We start from the raw sequence: 18,899 nt of genomic DNA, 5'->3' as shown, positions 1-18,899 counted from the left end.
TTCAGTACTTTCCTTCGTCAGTGCGGCCCTGCGGGCCGTCGGATTGGCCTGTCCACGCTTCGGGGATCGGTGGCCTGCGCTCACCGGTGGGCCTCGTTGCGTCACCAGGATGTCGGGGTGGGAGCTTGCCCACCCTGCATATCCATAGTGCCCAAGTCCGAAGGGTGGGCCGGACCAAATGGCGCTTTATTGCGCGTGAGTCTCATCACGTATGAGTGGCGGCGCGGCGGCTGTTCGTCGGTTCGGGCCGCTTCCGGACGGCACCGCAACCGTAGGATGAACCCATGCTGAATCCTGTCGATAACGAAACTGTTCATCACCTGCAGGAGATCCTGGTGGGTGCCGGGAGCGCCGTGGAATTCCTGTCCGGCCTCTCCGGGCTGGCGGCAGAGACGGTGTCAGAGTGTGCCGGGACCGAGGTGGAGTGTGCCATTACCCTCCAGCTGCGCCGGCGGCCGTCCACCGCGGCCGCCAGCAGCGCCCGCGCATTGGAGCTGGACCAGGTTGAGCAGATGCTGGGCGACGGCCCCTGCCTCCGGGCCCTCCGGGAGATGTCGCCGGTGCTGATTGACGACGTCGCCCAGGATTCGCGGTGGGAGACCTACAACCGGGAACTGGTTAAACGCGACGTCCACAGCACGCTTGGCGTACCGCTGGAAATCACCAGCGACGCCGGAGCTGCCCTGAATTTCTTCGCGACCAGGCCCGGCGTTTTCACGGCAGACGTTTATGAGAAAGCGGTGGGTTTCGCGGCCGCAGCCCACAACACGCTGCACCTCTCCGTCCGGATCAATACGGCCCAAAACCGCGCTGACGATCTTGAGGCGGCCCTCGAGAGCAGGACCGCCATTAATGTGGCGTGCGGGGTGATCATGGCGCAAAACCGCTGCTCGCAGCAGGAGGCGATGGAGATCCTTACCCGGGTCTCCAGCAACCGCAACCGGAAGTTGCGGGACGTGGCCGGCGAGCTCATCGCGCAGCTGTCCGGCGATGGCGTGAAGACCCACTTCGACTCCTAGCAGCCACTGCCGGAAAGCCCGGGGTGCTGGCGGGCGTGACCGCCAGGAACCATTGACTCCCGCCGTTCGGCGGACTAACGTACAACCAAATGGTTGTAGATCAGCTCCGGGAGTCCGAACTTGACCGCCTCTTCCAGGCGTTCGCCGATCCCACCCGGCGTGACATCGTCCGCCGGGCCACGGTGGGCGAGTACACCGTTTCCGGGCTCGCAGCCCTCTATGCCATGAGTTTCGCCGCCGTCCAGAAGCATGTGGCGGTACTGGAACGCGCATCACTGGTTACCAAGGAAAAGCGTGGAAGGGAGCAGATTGTCCGGGGCAACCACGAGGGGCTCCAGAAAGCCCGGCGGCTGCTCGACGAATACGAACAGATCTGGCGGCAGCGCGCCGCCAGGATGGCAGACATTCTCGCTGAAGGTTAGGAAGGCACGGCCATGGCAGTCATCAGAATGGACAAGAATCCCGAAGCGCTCTCCCTGACGCTGGTCGCTGAGTTCGACGCCGGCGTCGAACGCGTCTGGCAGCTATGGGAGGACCCCCGCCAGCTTGAGCGCTGGTGGGGACCGCCCACCTGGCCGGCCACGTTCCACAAGCACGACTTCGTCCCCGGCGGCCGCGCCAATTACTACATGACCGGTCCGGAAGGGGAAAAGGCCCATGGCTGGTGGGAGTTCACGGCCATAGAGGCACCCCGGGAGCTCCAGTTCGACGACGGGTTCGCGGACAGCGACGGCAACCCAACGGGTGACCTGGGCGTTACCCATGCAACCGTCACCATCGAGCCGGTGGGGGAGCGGACGCGCATGACCATCCATTCCGCGTTCGAGTCCGAGGAGCAGTTGGAGCAGATGGTTGCCATGGGCATGGAGGAAGGCATGAAACTGGCCGCCGGGCAGATCGACGGCATCCTCGCCGGCCGCGCCAGCATCTGAGGCCCGGCAGCCGGCAGGACGTTTCCCCGGCGCAGGGTGGGTGCACGACGGCGGGACGTCCCGCCGTCGTCCGCCCACCCCCGGCGTTGAACGTGCAAGCCGGCGCCGGAATACTGGAAGGCGGACCAACCTGACGTGAGGCGGTGGCGGCAATGAGTGGCGGGTCAGCGGGTTTCCGCAAGCGACTTGAGCGGGCAGCAGGGCTGCGTTCGTACCGCGGCGCCGGCATCAGCGCCGAGGAAGAAGCCGCGCTGGATGCCCGGGAGGCGCAGGAGCGCGACAAGCGCCGCAAGGTCGGCGACGCTGCCCGCGCGGAATACCTGGTCCGCGATGCAATGGCGCAGGGAAAATTCGACAACCTCAAATACGCAGGCAAACCAATCCCCGGCCTCGGCGACTCCTATGATCCGGACTGGTGGGTCAAGGGGCTGATCCAGCGGGAAAATATCAGCGGCCTGGGACCGGCGGCCATCCTGCTCCGCGCCGAGGACGCCGAACTCGATGCCACGCTCGATGCCCAATACACGGAGCAGCAGGCCCGGGACCTCCTGCAGGACTTCAACAGGCGGGTCATCGATGCGCGCCGGCAACTGCAGGGCGGCCCGCCTGTCATCACCAAGACGCGGGACGTGGACGAGGAGTTGGACCGCTGGCGGAGCCGCCGGGCAGCGCGCGCGGCGGAAGCACCCGCAGAGCCTGAGCCCGGGCGCTCATGGTGGCAGCGGTTGTGGAGGGGTGCGGGCCAGGGCTAGCGCTTTTTCGGCGCCGTCAGTGATCGCCCAGGTTTCTCCGTGCTGGCTCATGCGTCAGGGTTTCGGAGTGGGACTTGCGCCGATCATAGAGGCGGGCGGTGGCGCGAACGGTGCTGCGGGATACAGCGCTGCCACCCTGAGCATGTAGTTGGCCCACTGCGGACCGGCGATCATGTACCCGTCCAGGCTGGGATAGAACGTGCCGTTGATGGTGACGTTCTGGCCGGCCCGCGTCTGGCCTCCCAGGGCATCCCCGAAGAAGGACGCCGTGACCAGCCCGGTGGTGTAGCCCACCACCCAGGTGGAGCCGTTGTTGTTCGACGTTCCGGTCTTGGCCGCGGTGGGGAACTTGTCCTGCACCTTCGGGTTGATCCACACGCCGGAGCCCCGCTTCAGAACGTCCTGCAGCACGGAGTTCACACCGCGGGCCACGTCAGGTTTGACGGCGTCATGGCAGTCCGGGGCCTGGACGGGAAGTTTCGCACCCGCGGCATCAGTGACCTCCACCAAGGCAATGGGCGTGCAGTAGCGGCCCGCCGTGGCGAAGGTTGCAAAGGCGTTGGCCAGGGTCAGGGGCGCCACTCCGGTGCCGCCCAGCAGGTTTCCCAGTTGGTGCATATTGACCGGCGTGCTGTCCAGCCCGCTGTGCAGTCCTACCGAGTCGACCATCTTTTGGATGCCACAGAAATCCAGTTGTGATGCGGAGGCGAACGTGGCGGTGTTGATCGAGTTGTACAGGCCGTAATTGACGGGCATCGGCCGGTAAAAACCGTCTTCGGCGTTCTGCAGGTCGTCGGCCGCGCCAAGCGTGGGGTTGTTCTGCGCGGTGTCATAGGCGCCCAGCACTTTGCCGCAGCTGTCCTTCCACGGAAAGTCGAGGGGATAGACACGGCGTGACGCGTCCACCACCGCCGTGAGGGCCTTCCCTTCGTTCAGCCACTCGGCGAACGTGAAGGGCTTCATGGTCGATCCCGGCTGGAACCCGCCGGCCCCGTTGAGGTCATTGCCCTGTGCGTCCTTGGCATCCACATTGAAATTCAGGTTGGTGTCGAATTTGCCGGCTTGTGGAAGGAAGACCGTGTTTTGGGCCATCGCCAGGATCTTGCCGCTGCCGGGCTGGATGCTCACCAGGGATGCGGCCCAGTGGTCCGGGTTGGCGCCCGCAGTTCCGTCCACCTGCGCCTGGGCTGCGGCCTGGAGCCTGCTGTCCAGGGTGGTCACGATCGTGAGTCCGCCCCGGTACAGCAGCCGTTCCCGGTCGGCCTCGCTTTGCCCAAAGGCGGGATTGTTCAGGATCAGGTGGGAAACGTAATCGCAGAAATATGGCGCCATGGCCGCATTGGCGCACCCCTGTTCCTGGGGCGTGATCTTCAAGTCGATGGGAGCGGCCACGGCCTCATCGTGCTGGGCCCGGGTGATCTTTCCCAGTCGGAGCATTTCGGACAGGACCTGGTTGCGGCGCACCACCGAATTGTCCGGGTGGGTGGCCGGATTGTAGAACGTGGGACTGTTCACAAGCCCGGCCAACAGGGCTGCCTGCGGCAAGGTGAGGTCCTTCGCCGTGGTGCTGAAGAAATACCTGGCCGCGGCTTCAATCCCGTAGGCGTTGCTGCTGAAAAATACGATGTTCAGGTAGCCCTCGAGGATTTGGTCCTTGGTGTACTTCTTGTCCAGGGCGATAGCCAACTTCATCTCCCGCAGCTTGTCACCGAGGTTTTTCTGCCCGCTCAGGACCACCGCATCCGGCCTGCCCTGGGAAAGCTGCGCTTCGTTGAGGACGTTGGTGACGTATTGCTGGGTGATGGTGGACGCCCCTTGCTCGCCGCCTTTGGTCAGGTTGGAAAACAGTGCGCGGAGGATGCCCTGCGGGTCCACTCCGGCATGCTCATAGAACCTGCTGTCCTCGATCGAAACGATGGCGTCCTTGATGAAGGGGGACATCTGGTCCAGCGGCACCCGCACGCGGTTCTCCGCGTAGAGGGTGGCGATCGGCTGGCCGTCGGAGGTCAGAACTTTGGTGGCTTGCGACGGCGGCTGGACGGTCAGGTCAGCGGGCAGGCTGTCAAAGAAGCCAATCGAAGAGCTGACGCCGAGGCCGGCAGCCGCCACCGCGGGAACCACCAGGCTGGCAGCGAGTACCCCGGACAGGATGCTTGCGGCAAAGAACCCTGCGAGCCGTCCCATGGCTCCGCCGAATCCATGCCTGCGCTTGCGCTTCTTCGCCATGCCTCAGCCCTCGTGCTCGAAGGTGTGAACAGGATACGCCGCCGGCCAGGCGCGTTACAGAGGCTTGGGGGTCAGGATTTGGTCACGCCAGGACCCTTGACCAGCGATAGTTAACGACATATCGTTAACTATCGCTGAAACATCGGCGAGATATTTGTTATTGAAAGGACGATGCCACTATGAAAGGCATATTCGACGAGAAACACCCAGGCCCGGAATTCGCTAAGGGACGCTTCGAGCGGGGGAGGGCCCACAGGGGACCGCACGGGCATAGGGGGCCCGGATTTGGGCCCGGTTTCGGGCCTGGCTTTGGGCCCGGTTTTGGCCCGGGCTTTGGTCCTGGGTTCGGCCCCGGTTTTGGCCGCGGCGGCCGGCGGGCAAGCCGCGGGGATGTCCGCGCGGCCATCCTCTCGCTCCTGGCCGAGGCGCCCTCCAACGGGTACGGGCTGATCAAGACCATTGCCGCGAAGACCGGGGGCATGTGGCGGCCCAGCCCCGGATCGATCTACCCCACTCTTCAGCAGCTGGTGGACGAAGGCCTGATCGAGGCGCTCAGTGAGGGCCGGGGAACAGAGTTCGCGCTCACCGACGCCGGCAAGGCCTATGTGGCGGAGCATGCCGAGGAAATGGACAACGCCTGGAACGCAGAGCCCGACAGCGCAGACCGCGACTTCCACCAGAGCATAATGAAGCTGATGGGTGCCATCCATCAATTCCGTACTGGCGTTACCGAGGAACAGCGCGCCGCAGCCGTCGAAAAGATGGACGAAATGCGCCGGGCCCTCTACAAGATCCTTGCGGACTAAGCCCACCGGGCGGTCCGGGCCGGCAGGCGCCGGTTCCGCCCGGACAGGCTCCGGGAACGGAGTTCCTGCGCGCGGACCCTACGCGAACGCGTCTTCCTTGGCGGGTGCTTCTTCCTTGGCGGCCACCTCGGACTTGGCCGGTACAGCGGAGGCGTGGGCAGCATGGTGGGTCAGCATGTGGCTCAAGGTGCTGAAACCGGATCCCATCTCCCCGAACGCGTAGGCGGTTTCCGCGTGCTCGGACAGGTCCACGCCGGCGGTCTCAGCCTCATGGCTGACACGGAATCCGACCGTCTTGTTGATGGCCAGGCCAATGACTGCCGTCCCGATTCCTGACAACAGCAGGGTGATGACGACGGCGGCCGCCTGGGCTACCAGCTGCTGGACGCCACCGCCATAGAAGAGTCCGCCGCCCTGGCCGTTGACCGGCAGGGCAATGAATCCCAGCGCCAGGGTGCCGATGAGGCCTGCGCCCAGGTGGACCCCCACCACGTCCAGGGAGTCATCGAGGCCAAAGCGGTACTTGAGGTCCACGAATACGCAGCAGGCAACCCCGGCCACCAGCCCCAGCCCCACCGCGGCGAGCGGACTGATGTTCGCGCAGGATGGTGTGATGGCCACCAGGCCGGCAACAACGCCGGAGGCGGCGCCCAGGGACGTCGGGTGTCCGTGGCGGACCTTTTCGGTCACCAGCCAGCTCAGCATCGCCGCGGCGGGCGCTATCAGGGTGTTGACCCAGATGAGCCCGGCCTGCTCCACGCTGGTTGCGGCGCCGCCATTGAAGCCAAACCAGCCGAACCACAGGATTGCGGCGCCCAGCATGATGAACGGGATGTTGTGCGGACGGTGGTTGGGATCCTTGGCGAAGCCGTGCCGCTGGCCCACGATGACAGCCAGAACCAAGGCGGCGGTGCCTGAACTGATTTCCACCACCGCGCCGCCGGCGAAGTCGATGACCTGGCCGAAGATTGCCGTCACGGCACCTCCTGCGCTCATCAGGCCACCGCCCCAGATCATGTAGGCGAGCGGGCAGTAGATCACCGTGATCCAGACGGGCACGAAGAGGGCCCAGGCACTGAATTTGGCGCGGTCGGCGATGGCGCCACTGATCAAAGCCACCGTGATGATGGCGAAGGTGGCGCTGTACCCGGCCTTGAGCAGGTCCGGTGACCCGATGAGGTTCTGCAGGCCGAAGCTGGTGAAGGGATTGCCGAAGAGTCCCAGCACGCCGTCGCCAGTGGTCATGGAGTAGCCCCACAGGACCCAGACAACGCCCACGATGCCGGCAGAAATGAAGCTCATCATGATCATGTTCAGGGCGGCTTTGGCGCGGGTCATGCCGCCGTAGAAGAGGCCAAGGCCAGGAGTCATCAGCAGTACCATCGCGGCTGAAATCATCAGCCAGACGTGTTGGGCAGTGATTTCCACTGGTGGGTCCCTTCGCAGCGTGAACGGTGTGCGGGCCCTTTTGGGCCCCGTGGCATTTCCCCCGCGGTCTATTTTTCGCGCCGCGTGTTTCAGCCAGTGCCGCTTAAAGTTGCGGCTGCGTTACACAAATCGCTCCTGCGTGAAGTTCACGTATCAGCCATGTTTCGGGAATGTAAACGCGCCCCCACCACTGCGGGTCACCCTGGTTGCCGGACCCCCGCGATCCTGCGGAATTCGCGGGGTTTCCGGCTGCTGCAAGGGTGAGGACCCGCCGTCGTGCGTCTTTTCGCCTTATGTTTCCGTGCTGTGAACGGCGATTCGTCCTTTTAAAAGCTGCGGGCGTTGGCCAGGACCGGCAGTGTGGCGCGCACGGACTCCACGGACGCCGGATCGATGTCGACGACGGCGAGTTCGGGCTTTCCGCCGAGGGAGACCAGTGCGGTGCCCAGGGGAGTGACAACAGCGCTGTGGCCGATTCCGGTAGGTGCCGAGCCTGCCGGGCCTGCGCCGACGGTTTCGGGGTCGCCCTGGCCGCAAGCCACCACGAACGTAGTGCTGTCCAGGGCCCGGGCGCGTACCAGCAGGTCCCATTGGTCTGCCTTGCCTTCGCCGGCTCCCCAGGACGCGCACACGATGTTGACGTGGGCCCCTGCGTTGGCGTTGGCCGTAAACAGGGCCGGGAAGCGGACGTCATAGCAGGTAGCCATGCCGAACACGGTGCCGTCGAGCTCGAAGGTTACCGGCGCTGCGCCGGCGTCCACCGTCTTGGACTCCGTGAAGCCGAACGCGTCGAAGAGGTGGACCTTGTCGTAGGACGCCTCCACGCCGGGGCCGGTGACCAGCAGGGTGTTGCGTACGCGCCCTTCCGCTCCGGGGGTGAACATGCCTGCGACGATGGTGATGTCCAGGTCCTTGGCGACGCGGCGCACCTCGCTTGCCCAGGGGCCGTCGAGCGGTTCGGCAATGTCCTTCAGCGGGTGGCCGAAGGCCCGCATGGCCGCCTCCGGAAAGACCACCAGCTGTGCGCCGGCATTCTTCGCCTGGGCCGCGTAGTCCCTGATGATGCCGAGGTTGGCAGCGGTGTCGGCGCCGCTGATGATTTGGGCGATGGCGATGCGCATGGAAGATCTCCGATCTGTTGTATACATAATGTATGGTAAAAATTTCGGGTTCGGCCGCCTCGGGCCGCGAAAAGGCGTACGCCTACCTGCGCGAGAACGTCCTGACCGATCCGGAACTGCAAGGCCGCTTCCTCAACGAGCAAGAGCTGGCGGCGGACATCGGGGTGTCCCGCACTCCGGTCCGCGAGGCACTCCTGCTGCTGGTCTCCGACGGGCTGGTGGAGCTCATTCCGCAGCGCGGAGCCTACGTTCCTGTTGTCACAGGCCGGGAGATTTCCGAGCTGATGGAACTTCGCGGCGTCCTGGAAAGCCATGCCGCCAAGCTGGTCATTGACGAACACCGGGTGCCCGCCACGCAAATGCAGGAGACCTTGCAGCAGCAGGCGCAGATTCCGAACAACAATGACCCCGACGACGCCCGCGAGTTCATCCGCCTGGACACGCTCTTCCATCAGCAGCTCATCGACGCCGCCGGAAACGAACTCATTTCACGAACGTACAGCAAGCTCCACGTGCGGCAGGTGCTGGTGGGCGTTGCCGCCCTGTTCCGCACCGGAGGCAGGCGGCAGGCGGTGTGCGCCGAACACCAGGGCATCCTCGATGCCCTGGTGGCCGGCGATTCCGCCCGTGCCAAGAAGGCTATCGACCATCACCTCGCGGTGACCCGGGACATCCTCCTGCGGACCTGATCACCGGGCTTCGCCCGCGCCGGACACGCGGGCCGCTTCGCCGGCCTCCCGGGATCCGGCGCTGCCTTCCAGCAGCAGGCGGTATTCCTGGTCCTCCACGGTGTTGTTGTCCCGGCCCAAGGCCAGGCCGGCGAGCGTCACGGCCGCTGCGACCGCCACATAAATGGCCACCGGTATCCAGGTGCCGAACTGCGAGAGCAGGACGGTGAACATCAGCGGTGCGATGGCCCCGCCGATGACACCAGCGAACGTGTAGGCCAGTGAGCTGCCCGTGGACCGCAGGCGCGGAGAAAACTGCTCCACGATGAAGGCTGCCTGCGGCCCGTACATAAAGGAGTGCGCTGCCAGCCCCAGGACGATGCCCACGATCAGCATCGGCTCGTTGTTGCCGCCCAGGACACCGAAGAAAACGAAGGTCCACACGGCGCCCACCACTGCACCTGCGCCGTAGACCAGCCTCCGGTTGAAGCGGTCGGAGACTGCGCCCGCCAAGGGGATCATGAACAACTGGAACGCCGAGCCGACCAGGACGGCGGTGAGCACCTGGTTGCGGTCGTAGCCGAGCGCCTGGATGCCGTAGGTGAGGGTGAAGACAGTGAACAGTGCGTACAGCACGTCCGGGCCCACCCGGCAAAGGATGGCGGCGATGAGCGGGCGGAGCTCCTTGCTGAAAACTTCCCTGACGGGTGCGGCAGGCTGTTCGCCGTGGGCTTCGATGGCTTTGAAGATGGGGGTGTCCTCCAGCTTGAGCCGGATCCACAGGCCGAAGCCGACCAGGCGCGGAAACCAGGAACGCAATGCGCCAGCCAAAGCTGATGAACTGATCTTCGGTGAGCGTCAGGGTCAGGACCGCAAGCGCGCCGTTGGCCAGCAGGTTTCCGGCGGGCGGACCCACCTGGGCGGCGGAGGCCCAGAATCCCCGCCGTTGCGGGTCGCCGTATTCGCTGGAGAGCAGTACCGCGCCGCCCCATTCGCCGCCTACGCCCACGCCCTGGGCGAAGCGCAGGAGCACCAGGATGATCGGGGCTGCAACGCCGATGCTGCCGTAGCCCGGAAGGACGCCGATCAGCACCGTGGCCACACCGATGATCATCAATGTGGTGACCAGGACTTTCTTGCGTCCAATCCGGTCACCGAGCCGGCCGAAGACCACACCGCCCACGGGCCGTGACACATAGCCCACCGCGTAGGTGGAGAAAGCCAGGATGGTGCCGGTCAGGGGGTCCGAGGACGGGAAGAAGACGATGGGAAACACCACCGCGGCAGCGGCGGAATAGACGGCGAAGTCATACCACTCCAGGGCCGTGCCGGTCAGGCTCGCCGCAAAAGCCCTGAACAGGCCTTTGGGTTGGATCGGCGGGCCCTGGTGTGTCGCTGCGCCCGCAGCCGAAACCGGGGAATTGCTCATGGTGTCCTCCACAGTGGATTTTTTTGAGGTGACGCCTGTCACGCTGGCGTTAAATGTATACATTACGCATACTGGATGTACATTGGCGACTGTTTCCGGTTTCCGGTTTGTTAATTTTCCCGCGGTGCACCGGCTCCGCGGCCTTCGAAAAGGACGGCACCATGACGGCTCTCAGCTTTGAACTCCCCGACGGCAGCATCAAGAACGTGCAGGTCCGGCACCTCCTCAACGCCGGCTACGCAGGGCGCGAGCAGGACGAGGTGCAGGCCCACATCGCAGAACTCGCGGAGCTTGGCGTCCCCGGCCCCACCACCACGCCGGCAATGTACCCCGTTTCTCCCTACCTGGCGCAGCAGGTAGCCGAGGTCCGGGTCCAGCACGCGCGGACGTCCGGCGAGGCGGAATGGGCTTTGGTCATCACCGACGACGGCGTCCTGCTCACCGTCGCCTGCGACCACACCGACCGTGAGTTGGAGGTCCACGGTGTGGCCTGGAGCAAGAACGCCAGCCCTGACGTCCTGGGCCGCAAAGCATGGCGGCTTGACGATGTGCGGGACCACTTGGACCGCATCACGCTGCGGGGATGGGTAGGGGAGGGGGAAACCCCGGACACGCTTATCCAGGACAGCTCCCTCGAGGCCCTGCTGACGCCGGACTACTGGCTGGAGGTGCTGGCCGAACGCGGGCTCAACCAGCCGGGCACGGTACTGATTTCCGGCACCGTGGCGATGACCGGCGGGGTCAACCAGTTCGCCCGCAGCTGGAAGGTTGAGATGGCGGATCCCGTAACGGGGGAATCGCTGGACGTCCAGTACGTCGTTGAGCAAATGCCGCAGCCCATCGGCTAGGTACACCTCGGCGCTGCACCAGGCGGCGACGGCACGAAAAAGGGTTCCGCCGCCCCAACCGGGGAGGCGGAACCCTTTTACGCCGCGAGGCTACTGCCGGTAGCCCTCCACTTCACTCACGGGCCGGGCCTGGGCCTCGTTCGGGTTTTCGCCGGAGTCCTTCTTGGCCCGCCGCTGGCGCAACAGGTCCCAGTACTGGTCAAGGCTTTCCTCCACGTACTTCAGGCGGGCGTGGTCCGGCGCCTGGCCTCCAGTGGACCCCTCGCGCAGCGCATGCTCCTCTTCCACGAGGGCCTGGATGTGCGTCAATATATCCTGATCATTCATGGGCTTCCCCTCACTCCGGTTCGGTCACCTTCAGCGTACGTAGCTGGTGCTGAAGCCACCAGTCCCCGCGCTGTACCATCAACTTCATGCCCACTGCGCTAGATATGGCAGGTCCCATCCTGGAAGTGCTGACCTGGTTGTGCCTGCCCGCCGGGCTGGCACTGCTGGTGTACACCGGGTTCCTTCGCCGCTTCGTCCACCCGTGGGACGTAGCCGAAGCGGTGGTGTACTCGGATTCCACCGGCGTAGGTTTCCGCTGGTACGACCGGAAGAACCAGGTGCACAACGCGCCCATGTCCCCATACGACATCAGGGACATGGCCGTGGGGGACACGTTGCCCGTCTACTACCACCCCAAGCGCCCAACACAGTGGCAGGCCACCGTGCCGGAAGAGGCGGGCAGGACGGCGTCGGTCCTTGGCCGCTGCTTGACGGCCATCGGCACCGTGGCGTTGCTCGGCGGCTTTGTCCTGCCAATGTTCTAGCCTCCGCCGCTAGCCCGCCACCACCACCGCAATGCCCAAGGCGCCCAGGACGACGCCGGCGACCGCGGTCCAGAGCACCGCCGGGAGGTCCGCTTCGATGCTTTCCCCCGCCAGGCCATGGGACCTCGCCCGGTAGCGGCTGCGCTGGGTGAGATAGATGGCCAGGGCGGCGCCACCGGACACCACCGGGAGCATCAGGATGGCTGGCCCGTAGGTGGGAAGCCAGCGCAGGAAGAAGGCGCTCGCCGTCACCAGCGCCAACATCGTCCGGCCCCAGGCGAGTGCCGTCCGTTCGGGTTGGAGGCCCGGATCGCCGTGGGGTCGGGGTGCGCCGGATGCCATCAGCGCATGAGGATGAAAACGAGGACGACGGCGGCCGCCAGCGCGCCTGCCCCGGCCAGGAGGGGGACAAAGAACGGCAGGGGAAGCGGCGCTTTGTTCCGCATGCTGCGCTCCACGCGAAGCCACCGCACCGCGGCGCCCCCGCTGAGCATCATGCCCATCAGGAGCAGGATGATGGCCAGGCCTTTGCGGACCGGCTCGATGAAGAGGCCCGAGGTGAACGCCTCGATGGCGATGCCACCGGCCAGCAGTGCAAGGGACGTCCGGATCCAGGCCAGGAAGGTGCGTTCGTTGGCGAGGGTGAACCGCGGATCCGGTTCCTCACCCCCGGGCAGCAGCCGTTCGGCGAGCCGTCCGCGCGGCGACGGGGCCGCGGGGCCGCGCGGCTGCTCACTGTTGGTCACTGGCCCAGTGTAGCCGCGCCGGGAAAGCGCGGCGGCTGGTCAGGCTGCCCGGCGGAGGGCCGCCTTGCCGGCCAGGTGTTCACCGATGGGCAGTGCGGCGGTGGCTGCAGGGGACGGGGCATTCAACACATGCAGCATCCGGTCGGTCCCTGCCAGCAGGAAATCGTGGACGAGCGTGCCGTCCCGGCGTACCGCCTGCGCCCTGATGCCTGCCTCGCGGGGAAGGAGGTCCTCTTTGGCCAGGCCGGGCGCATATTTGCGGCATTCCTGAAGGTAGCTTCCCTTGAACAGGGAGTTCCTGACCTCCCGAACGGCGGTGGCGGTATTGGCCCGTGCCACATGCCACAGCCCGGGGAAGCGCGCGTAGCGGGCCACATCCCGAAGGTTCACCGAGAATTTGGGGTAGCCCTCCCGGGCCAGGCCCAGGACTGCATTGGGTCCCACCGTGATGCTGCCGTCGATGGTGGGCGTCAGGTGTACGCCCAGGAAAGGCAGGTCCGGGTCCGGCACGGGGTATATGAGGTGGGAGACATAGTCCCGTTTGCTGTCCGGCAGCTCAAAATATTCGCCACGGAAAGGAATGATCTGGACGTCGGTCTTCATCCCGGCCAGTTCCGCAAGGCGGTCCGACTGCAGGCCGGCGCAGGCCACGAGGCGTCGGCAGGAGTAGGCAGCCTGGCCCGTGGCCACCACCACCCGGTCCGAATGCTCCACGATCGAGGCCACTTTTGCGCCGGTGACCACCCGGCCGCCGGCAGCGGAAATGAGCCCGGCCAGTTTTCGTGCCACTTCCGCGTAGTCCACGATGCCGGTGCTTGGAATAAAGAGGGCACCAAGGCCCGAAACGTTGGGCTCCCGCCGGTTGAGCTCCCCCCGGTCCACGCGCTCGCAGCCCAGCCCGTGGATGGCGGCGCGCTCCTCCAGGCGGTCCAGCCGCTCCAGTTCCACCGCCGAGGTGGCCACCAGGAGTTTGCCGGGCTCGGCCCAGCTGATGCCGTGCTCCCGGCAGAATTCCTTGGTCTGGCGGGCTCCGGCCTTGCTGAATTCGGCCTTGAGGCTGCCCGGGGCGTAGTAGATCCCGGAGTGGATGACGCCACTGTTGTGCCCGGTCTGGTGCGAAGCCAGGCTGGAGGCCGCCTCCAGCAGGACCAATGATGCGTCGGGCTCTTTCCGCAGGAGCTGGTAGGCGGTGGCAAGGCCCACGATTCCGCCGCCAATGATGCAGTAGTCCGTCCGTTCCACGGGTCCCGCCTTTCGTTGTGGCTAGAGTCTAGCCACCGGTGCCCTGTTCACCCCCCGCTCCGCGGCGCGAACATGATCAGCGCAACGCCCAGCAGGCACACCACCGATCCTGCGATGTCCCACCGGTCCGGACGGAAACCGTCGAACGCCATGCCCCAGGCCAGGGAACCGGCAACGAACACCCCGCCGTACGCGGCCAGGATCCGGCCGAAGTGCGCGTCCGGCTGGAGCGTGGCCACAAAGCCGTAGGCGCCCAGGGCAATCACCCCAAGTCCGGCCCACCACCAGTCCCTGCCCTCCCGGACGGACTGCCACACCAGCCAGGCGCCCCCGATTTCCGCCACGGCGGCCAGGACGAACAGCACGATGGTCTTGAAGACACTGACGGTTTCTTCCGGAATATCCACGCAGCCATCATGCCAGCCGGGAATGCAGTCGGTTGCCGGACGGTTGGGGCAGGTATGGAGCGCATCGGATTTCTTTCCTTCGGCCACTGGGGCCCCGGCCAGGGTTCCCGCACCAGGACAGCGGCCGATGCCCTGCTCCAGGGGATCGATCTTGCGGTAGCTGCCGAGGAACTCGGCGTTGACGGCGCGTTCTTCCGCGTCCATCATTTCGCGCGCCAGCAGGCCTCGCCGTTTCCTCTTCTTTCAGCCATTGCCGCGCGCACCAGCCGCATCGAAGTTGGCACGGGCGTGATCGACATGCGCTACGAAAACCCGCTTTACATGGCGGAGGAGGCTGCCGCTGCCGACCTGATCAGCGGCGGCAGGCTGCAGCTTGGCATCAGCCGCGGCTCACCCGAGCCGGCCCGCCAGGGGGCCTCCGCTTTCGGCTACGTGCCGGGGGAAGGGGAGACGGATGCCGACATGGCCCGCCGGCACACCGACGTCTTCCGCCGGGCCATTACAGGTGCCGGCGTTGCCCAGGCAGACCCCCGGTACGCCGGCGGCGCTACGGGACTCCTGCCCGTCCAACCCCAGTCGCCGGGTCTGGCGGACCGGATCTGGTGGGGCGCGGGGACCCGCAAAACCGCCATATGGGCCGCGGAATCAGGGATGAACCTGATGAGTTCCACCCTGCTGACGGAGGACACCGGCGTTCCGTTCCACGAACTCCAGGCGGAACAGATCCATCTGTTCCGGGAGGCGTGGGCGGCGGCAGGACATGCGCGTACCCCGCGGGTGTCGGTCAGCCGCAGCGTCCTTCCCATCGTGGACGAGGAGGACAACTACTACTTTGCCGGGAGCGCCCTCCGGGACAGCCGCGACCAGGTGGGCGTCATCGACGGCCTCACCTCCCGGTTCGGCAAGAGCTACGTGGGTGCACCGGACCTCCTGGCGGAGCAGCTTGCAGCCGATACTGCTGTGCAGGCGGCCGACACCCTGCTGTTGACCGTTCCCAACCAGCTGGGCGTGGACTTCAACGCCAAGCTCCTGGGCAATATTGTGCAGTTCGTGGCCCCGGCCCTGGGATGGAGCCGATAGGCGGCTGGGAACCTTTTGCGATACCGAACCGTTACTCTTAAAGTGCGGTGTGGGGGCTTCGCGCCCCAACTACCCTGTGACTGCTGAACGGTCATATGACGGAGAGAGAGAAATATGGCTCGCGCCGCCCTAGGCTTAAACGCATGATCCGGCTACGACAGCTGGCCCAAGCGGCTTCGGTATTCACCACCCCCTTATCGCCAGAGGACGTCCTCTCGCTGTTCAACCCTGTCTACTCAGCCCGGCAGCTCAGGGGCGTTGTCACCAAGGTGGTCCAGGAGACCGCCCAGTCGGCAACCATCTTCTTCCGTCCCGGCCGCGGCTGGAAGGCGCACCTTGCCGGCCAGTGGGCCCGCATCGGCGTCGAACTCGACGGCGTGCGTCACTGGCGGTCCTATTCATTGAGTGCTCCCGCCGGCAAGGATCCGGCCATCACGGTCACGGACGTCGGCGCCGTATCCGGCACCTTGGTGCGTACCACCAAGCCCGGCGATGTCCTGTTCCTGGCCCCGCCGCAGGGCGACTTTGTGCTGCCGGAGCATCCCCGCCCCCTTCTCATGGTCACCGCGGGCAGCGGCATCACTCCGGTGATGTCCATGATCCGTACCCTCGTGCCGCGGCGTCCGGATGCCGACGTCGTCCTGGTCCACTCGGCCCGCACGCCCGGCGACAGCCTGTTCCGTGAAGAACTGGCGGAGCTCGCAGACCAGTTCCCCAACTTCCGGCTGGCGCACTGGTACACCGGCGAGCAGGGCCGGATGGACTTCTCCAGCACCAAGGAACTGGACGAGATCTGCCCCGACTGGAAAGAACGGTCCGCGTATGCCTGCGGCCCGGACAGCTTCCTGGATGACGCCGAGGCGCTGTGGAAGCGGGCAGCCCTGACAACGCGCGCACCCGGCACCGATGTCGCAGTGGCCGGAGATCCCGGCAACCTGATGATCGAACGCTTCAACACCACGTTCAACGCCGGGGTGGGGCACGACGGCGGGCTGGTCACCTTCGAAGCCTCGGACCGGGAAGTGGAAGCCGACGGCGACACCCCCATCCTGGACATCGGCGAGGACGCCGGGGTGCTGATGCCCAGCGGCTGCCGCATGGGTATCTGCCACAGCTGCCTTACGCCATTGCTCGCAGGGCAGGTCCGCGACCTCCGCACCGGGGAAATCCATGGCGAACCCGGCCAACTGATCCAAACGTGTGTTTCGGCAGCCGCCGGACCCGTCAACCTCGAACTCTGAGGAGCAGCACCGTATGACTGTCATCTCACCCACGAAAACCACCACAGCCGCAGGTGCCAGCGCCGGCACCTCCAGGACGCGCCCCGGAAAACTGGCCGAATCGGGAAGCCCCAGCGTCCGGCCACCCGCGGCCGCGCACCTCAGCGACGAACAGGTGGCGGAGCTGGGCCGTGAGCTCGACGCCATCCGGGACGAGATCCTGGGCAAGCGCGGCGCGGAAGACGCCGCCTACATCCGCCGCATGATCAAGATCCAGCGCGGCCTGGAACTTTCCGGCCGGGCCGCCCTGCTGGTCAGCAAGAACAAGGCTGCCTGGGTCACCGGCACCACCCTCCTGAGCCTGGCCAAGATCCTGGAAAACATGGAGCTCGGCCACAACATCCTGCACGGACAGTGGGACTGGATGCGTGACCCGGATATCCACTCCACCACTTGGGAATGGGACTTCGTCACGCCGTCGCGGTCCTGGCAGCACACGCACAACGACCTCCACCACCGCTGGACCAACGTGGTGGGCAAGGACAACGACGTCGGATACAACCTGCTGCGCATGGATGAGCAGCAGCCGTGGAAGCCCATCAACCTGGCCAACCCGCTGTTCAATGCCATCCTGGCGCCGGTCTTCGAGTGGGGCATCGCCATCTACGACCTCGAGCTGACCGAGTACAAGGAAGGCACCAAGTCCAAGGAAGCCCTGCTCAAGGACCTCAAGGCCCTGGGCAAGAAGGTCATCACCCAGTTCACCAAGGACTACGCCGCCACCCCCGCACTGGCCATGCTCACCGGCTCCGCGAAGCAGGCGCTGTTCGGCACCATTGCCGCCAACGCCGTCCGCAATGTGTGGGCCCACGCCGTCATCTTCTGCGGCCACTTCCCCGAAGGGACCGACACCTTCACCGAAGAAATGGTGGAAGGCGAGACGCGGGGCGACTGGTACGTGCGCCAAATGATCGGCTCCGCCAACATCTCGGGCTCCAAATTCATGCATCTGATGACCGGCAATCTCTCCCACCAGATTGAGCACCACCTCTTCCCGGACCTGCCCTCCAACCGGTACGCCGAGGTGGCGCCCAGGGTCCGCGAGATCTGCCAGCGCTATGGCCTGAAGTACACCACCGGGCCGCTGCTCAAGCAGGTGGGTTCGTCCTGGGCCAAGGTGTTCAAACTGGCGCTGCCCGGCAAGGCCGCCCGGGCCTAAAGACCGCAAGCCAAAAACAGGACGTGGCCCTGCCGGAGATATCCGGCAGGGCCACGTCCTGTTTTCGGGTTCCTAGCGGCGGGTTTCAGGCGCCAGGAGAATGTGGTCCAGTTTGGGCAGGGCGTGACGGAGCCGGTGCTCGGCGCGGTCAACAGTCTCCGCGGCCTGCGACAACCCGGTATCGGCCAGTTCCAGGCGGGCGGACCCCTGCAGCCGGTGGCCGGACCAGCGCAGCTGCAACTGCCGGACCGCCAGGACCCCGGGGGTCTGCGCCAGGGCGGCCTCGGCGAGCTCCACCAGATCAGGTTCGATGCCGTCCATGAGCCGCCGCCCGATGCTGCGGACCGTCCCCCAGAGCAGCACCATAATGGCGGCGGAAATGACCAATCCCACGATCGGGTCCGCCAGCGGGAAACCAAGCATGACGCCAACGGCGCCGATCACCACTGCCAGGGACGTGAAGCCGTCCGTCCTGGCGTGCACACCGTCCGCCACGAGGGCCGCCGAACCGATCCTGCGGCCCACCCGGATGCGGTAGATTGCCACCGCCTCGTTGCCCGCGAAGCCAATGAGGCCCGCCGCCATGACCCACCCCAGGTTTTGCAGGGGCTGCGGATGGATGAGCCGGTCAACGGACTGCCAACCCGCCACAATGGCGGAAAGGGCCACCACGGCCACGATTGACAGCCCGGCCAGGTCCTCTGCCCGGCCAAACCCGTAGGTGTACCGGCGGGTTGCCGCCCTGCGCCCCAGGATGAAGGCAATCCACAGCGGCACCGCGGTCAGGGCGTCGGAGAAGTTGTGGATGGTGTCTGCGAGCAGTGCCACCGAACTGCTGAACAGGACCACCAGGAACTGCAGCAGCGTGGTGGCCAGCAGGACGAACATACTGATCTTCAGTGCCCGGATGCCCTCCGTGCTGGCTTCCATGGCGTCGTCGATGG

Annotated in this window: 20 protein-coding genes and 1 pseudogene; 11 read left to right on the top strand and 10 right to left on the bottom strand. The window is 65.8% G+C overall.

Features of this window, described 5'->3' with window-relative positions; translation table 11 throughout:
• Positions 1-284 precede the first annotated feature (284 nt).
• The 4 genes from QRN53_RS03380 to QRN53_RS03365 all read left to right on the top strand — a co-directional run bounded on the left by QRN53_RS03380 (position 285) and on the right by QRN53_RS03365 (position 2,703).
• On the top strand, positions 285-1,019 hold the full coding sequence (locus QRN53_RS03380; RefSeq protein ID WP_285242613.1) for a GAF and ANTAR domain-containing protein: 735 nt from the start codon (positions 285-287) through the stop codon (positions 1,017-1,019).
• A gap of 89 nt (positions 1,020-1,108) precedes the next feature.
• Positions 1,109-1,441, top strand: coding sequence for an ArsR/SmtB family transcription factor (locus QRN53_RS03375; RefSeq protein WP_285242612.1), 333 nt, complete (start codon positions 1,109-1,111; stop codon positions 1,439-1,441).
• Between the two features lie 12 nt (positions 1,442-1,453).
• The gene (locus QRN53_RS03370; protein WP_285242611.1) at positions 1,454-1,951 is read left to right on the top strand and encodes an SRPBCC family protein; all 498 of its coding nucleotides are present in this window, start codon (positions 1,454-1,456) and stop codon (positions 1,949-1,951) included.
• Between the two features lie 152 nt (positions 1,952-2,103).
• Positions 2,104-2,703, top strand: coding sequence for a DnaJ family domain-containing protein (locus QRN53_RS03365; protein ID WP_285242610.1), 600 nt, complete (start codon positions 2,104-2,106; stop codon positions 2,701-2,703).
• Between the two features lie 54 nt (positions 2,704-2,757).
• On the opposite strand, the gene QRN53_RS03360 is transcribed toward QRN53_RS03365, so the two are convergent.
• Positions 2,758-4,929, bottom strand: coding sequence for a transglycosylase domain-containing protein (locus QRN53_RS03360; protein WP_285242609.1), 2,172 nt, complete (start codon positions 4,927-4,929; stop codon positions 2,758-2,760).
• 179 nt (positions 4,930-5,108) lie between these two features.
• Here QRN53_RS03360 and QRN53_RS03355 point away from each other — a divergent pair, with 179 nt between their 5' ends.
• On the top strand, positions 5,109-5,735 hold the full coding sequence (locus QRN53_RS03355) for a PadR family transcriptional regulator (RefSeq protein ID WP_285242608.1): 627 nt from the start codon (positions 5,109-5,111) through the stop codon (positions 5,733-5,735).
• A gap of 78 nt (positions 5,736-5,813) precedes the next feature.
• Here the strand turns inward: QRN53_RS03355 and QRN53_RS03350 are convergent, their stop codons facing one another.
• Together QRN53_RS03350 and QRN53_RS03345 are read right to left on the bottom strand one after the other, a co-directional pair.
• A complete protein-coding gene (locus tag QRN53_RS03350; RefSeq protein ID WP_285242607.1) occupies positions 5,814-7,163 on the bottom strand; it encodes an ammonium transporter in 1,350 nt (449 codons plus the stop codon).
• Positions 7,164-7,489: 326 nt separating this feature from the next.
• A complete protein-coding gene (locus QRN53_RS03345; protein ID WP_285242606.1) occupies positions 7,490-8,284 on the bottom strand; it encodes a carbon-nitrogen hydrolase family protein in 795 nt (264 codons plus the stop codon).
• Between the two features lie 32 nt (positions 8,285-8,316).
• Between QRN53_RS03345 and QRN53_RS03340 the strand changes: the two genes are divergently transcribed.
• Positions 8,317-8,973, top strand: a complete 657-nt coding sequence (locus QRN53_RS03340; protein ID WP_285242605.1) for a GntR family transcriptional regulator — start codon at positions 8,317-8,319, stop codon at positions 8,971-8,973.
• Here QRN53_RS03340 and QRN53_RS03335 read toward each other — a convergent pair.
• Positions 8,974-10,381 (bottom strand): annotated as a pseudogene (locus tag QRN53_RS03335) (MFS transporter).
• 161 nt (positions 10,382-10,542) lie between these two features.
• On the opposite strand from QRN53_RS03335, the gene QRN53_RS03330 reads away from it, so the two are divergent.
• On the top strand, positions 10,543-11,229 hold the full coding sequence (locus QRN53_RS03330; protein ID WP_285242604.1) for a DUF2848 domain-containing protein: 687 nt from the start codon (positions 10,543-10,545) through the stop codon (positions 11,227-11,229).
• A gap of 90 nt (positions 11,230-11,319) precedes the next feature.
• Here QRN53_RS03330 and QRN53_RS03325 read toward each other — a convergent pair whose 3' ends face one another.
• Positions 11,320-11,556, bottom strand: coding sequence for a DUF2630 family protein (locus tag QRN53_RS03325; protein WP_285242603.1), 237 nt, complete (start codon positions 11,554-11,556; stop codon positions 11,320-11,322).
• Between the two features lie 86 nt (positions 11,557-11,642).
• Here QRN53_RS03325 and QRN53_RS03320 point away from each other — a divergent pair, with 86 nt between their 5' ends.
• A complete protein-coding gene (locus tag QRN53_RS03320) occupies positions 11,643-12,041 on the top strand; it encodes a DUF3592 domain-containing protein (RefSeq protein ID WP_285242602.1) in 399 nt (132 codons plus the stop codon).
• Positions 12,042-12,050: 9 nt separating this feature from the next.
• Here the strand turns inward: QRN53_RS03320 and QRN53_RS03315 are convergent, their stop codons facing one another.
• Genes QRN53_RS03315 through QRN53_RS03300 form a run of 4 tightly spaced genes read right to left on the bottom strand, consistent with a single transcriptional unit; the run spans position 12,051 to position 14,436 of the window.
• Positions 12,051-12,383: a DUF202 domain-containing protein gene (locus tag QRN53_RS03315; RefSeq protein WP_285242601.1), complete on the bottom strand. Its 333-nt coding sequence runs from the start codon at positions 12,381-12,383 to the stop codon at positions 12,051-12,053.
• Positions 12,383-12,787 (bottom strand): YidH family protein, encoded by a 405-nt coding sequence (locus QRN53_RS03310; RefSeq protein ID WP_285242600.1) that lies wholly within the window; start codon positions 12,785-12,787, stop codon positions 12,383-12,385. Before QRN53_RS03310 ends, QRN53_RS03315 begins: the two co-directional genes overlap by 1 nt.
• 39 nt (positions 12,788-12,826) lie before the next feature.
• Positions 12,827-14,029, bottom strand: a complete 1,203-nt coding sequence (gene lhgD, locus QRN53_RS03305) for an L-2-hydroxyglutarate dehydrogenase (RefSeq protein ID WP_285242599.1) — start codon at positions 14,027-14,029, stop codon at positions 12,827-12,829.
• A 47-nt stretch (positions 14,030-14,076) separates the two neighbouring features.
• The gene (locus tag QRN53_RS03300; protein WP_285242598.1) at positions 14,077-14,436 is read right to left on the bottom strand and encodes a YnfA family protein; all 360 of its coding nucleotides are present in this window, start codon (positions 14,434-14,436) and stop codon (positions 14,077-14,079) included.
• Positions 14,437-14,490: 54 nt separating this feature from the next.
• Between QRN53_RS03300 and QRN53_RS03295 the strand changes: the two genes are divergently transcribed.
• The 3 genes from QRN53_RS03295 (at position 14,491) to QRN53_RS03285 (ending at position 17,955) form a co-directional block, all read left to right on the top strand.
• Complete coding sequence (locus QRN53_RS03295) at positions 14,491-15,516, top strand: LLM class flavin-dependent oxidoreductase (RefSeq protein WP_285242597.1); 1,026 nt, start codon at positions 14,491-14,493, stop codon at positions 15,514-15,516.
• Between the two features lie 143 nt (positions 15,517-15,659).
• Positions 15,660-16,757, top strand: coding sequence for a ferredoxin reductase (locus QRN53_RS03290; RefSeq protein WP_285242596.1), 1,098 nt, complete (start codon positions 15,660-15,662; stop codon positions 16,755-16,757).
• A 13-nt stretch (positions 16,758-16,770) separates the two neighbouring features.
• On the top strand, positions 16,771-17,955 hold the full coding sequence (locus QRN53_RS03285) for a fatty acid desaturase family protein (protein ID WP_285242595.1): 1,185 nt from the start codon (positions 16,771-16,773) through the stop codon (positions 17,953-17,955).
• 72 nt (positions 17,956-18,027) lie between these two features.
• Here QRN53_RS03285 and QRN53_RS03280 read toward each other — a convergent pair whose 3' ends face one another.
• Positions 18,028-18,885, bottom strand: coding sequence for a cation diffusion facilitator family transporter (locus tag QRN53_RS03280; protein WP_502934818.1), 858 nt, complete (start codon positions 18,883-18,885; stop codon positions 18,028-18,030).
• Positions 18,886-18,899 lie beyond the last annotated feature (14 nt).

Origin of the sequence: Pseudarthrobacter sp. fls2-241-R2A-127, from assembly GCF_030209355.1 — a bacterium.
Classification (GTDB): domain Bacteria; phylum Actinomycetota; class Actinomycetes; order Actinomycetales; family Micrococcaceae; genus Arthrobacter.
This window is presented reverse-complemented; position numbering and strand designations above follow the sequence as displayed.

Bases quoted from the DNA above. Each gene is read 5' to 3' on its own strand.
- QRN53_RS03370 (WP_285242611.1), top strand. From the start codon at position 1,454: ATGGCAGTCATCAGAATGGACAAGAATCCCGAAGCGCTCTCCCTGACG.
- QRN53_RS03320 (WP_285242602.1), top strand. From the start codon at position 11,643: ATGCCCACTGCGCTAGATATGGCAGGTCCCATCCTGGAAGTGCTGACC.
- QRN53_RS03330 (WP_285242604.1), top strand. From the start codon at position 10,543: ATGACGGCTCTCAGCTTTGAACTCCCCGACGGCAGCATCAAGAACGTG.
- QRN53_RS03290 (WP_285242596.1), top strand. From the start codon at position 15,660: ATGATCCGGCTACGACAGCTGGCCCAAGCGGCTTCGGTATTCACCACC.
- QRN53_RS03315 (WP_285242601.1), bottom strand. From the start codon at position 12,383: ATGGCATCCGGCGCACCCCGACCCCACGGCGATCCGGGCCTCCAACCC.
- QRN53_RS03340 (WP_285242605.1), top strand. From the start codon at position 8,317: ATGGTAAAAATTTCGGGTTCGGCCGCCTCGGGCCGCGAAAAGGCGTAC.
- QRN53_RS03285 (WP_285242595.1), top strand. From the start codon at position 16,771: ATGACTGTCATCTCACCCACGAAAACCACCACAGCCGCAGGTGCCAGC.
- QRN53_RS03325 (WP_285242603.1), bottom strand. From the start codon at position 11,556: ATGAATGATCAGGATATATTGACGCACATCCAGGCCCTCGTGGAAGAG.
- QRN53_RS03360 (WP_285242609.1), bottom strand. From the start codon at position 4,929: ATGGCGAAGAAGCGCAAGCGCAGGCATGGATTCGGCGGAGCCATGGGA.
- QRN53_RS03345 (WP_285242606.1), bottom strand. From the start codon at position 8,284: ATGCGCATCGCCATCGCCCAAATCATCAGCGGCGCCGACACCGCTGCC.
- QRN53_RS03295 (WP_285242597.1), top strand. From the start codon at position 14,491: ATGGAGCGCATCGGATTTCTTTCCTTCGGCCACTGGGGCCCCGGCCAG.
- QRN53_RS03365 (WP_285242610.1), top strand. From the start codon at position 2,104: ATGAGTGGCGGGTCAGCGGGTTTCCGCAAGCGACTTGAGCGGGCAGCA.
- QRN53_RS03380 (WP_285242613.1), top strand. From the start codon at position 285: ATGCTGAATCCTGTCGATAACGAAACTGTTCATCACCTGCAGGAGATC.
- QRN53_RS03280 (WP_502934818.1), bottom strand. From the start codon at position 18,885: ATGGAAGCCAGCACGGAGGGCATCCGGGCACTGAAGATCAGTATGTTC.
- QRN53_RS03375 (WP_285242612.1), top strand. From the start codon at position 1,109: ATGGTTGTAGATCAGCTCCGGGAGTCCGAACTTGACCGCCTCTTCCAG.
- QRN53_RS03355 (WP_285242608.1), top strand. From the start codon at position 5,109: ATGAAAGGCATATTCGACGAGAAACACCCAGGCCCGGAATTCGCTAAG.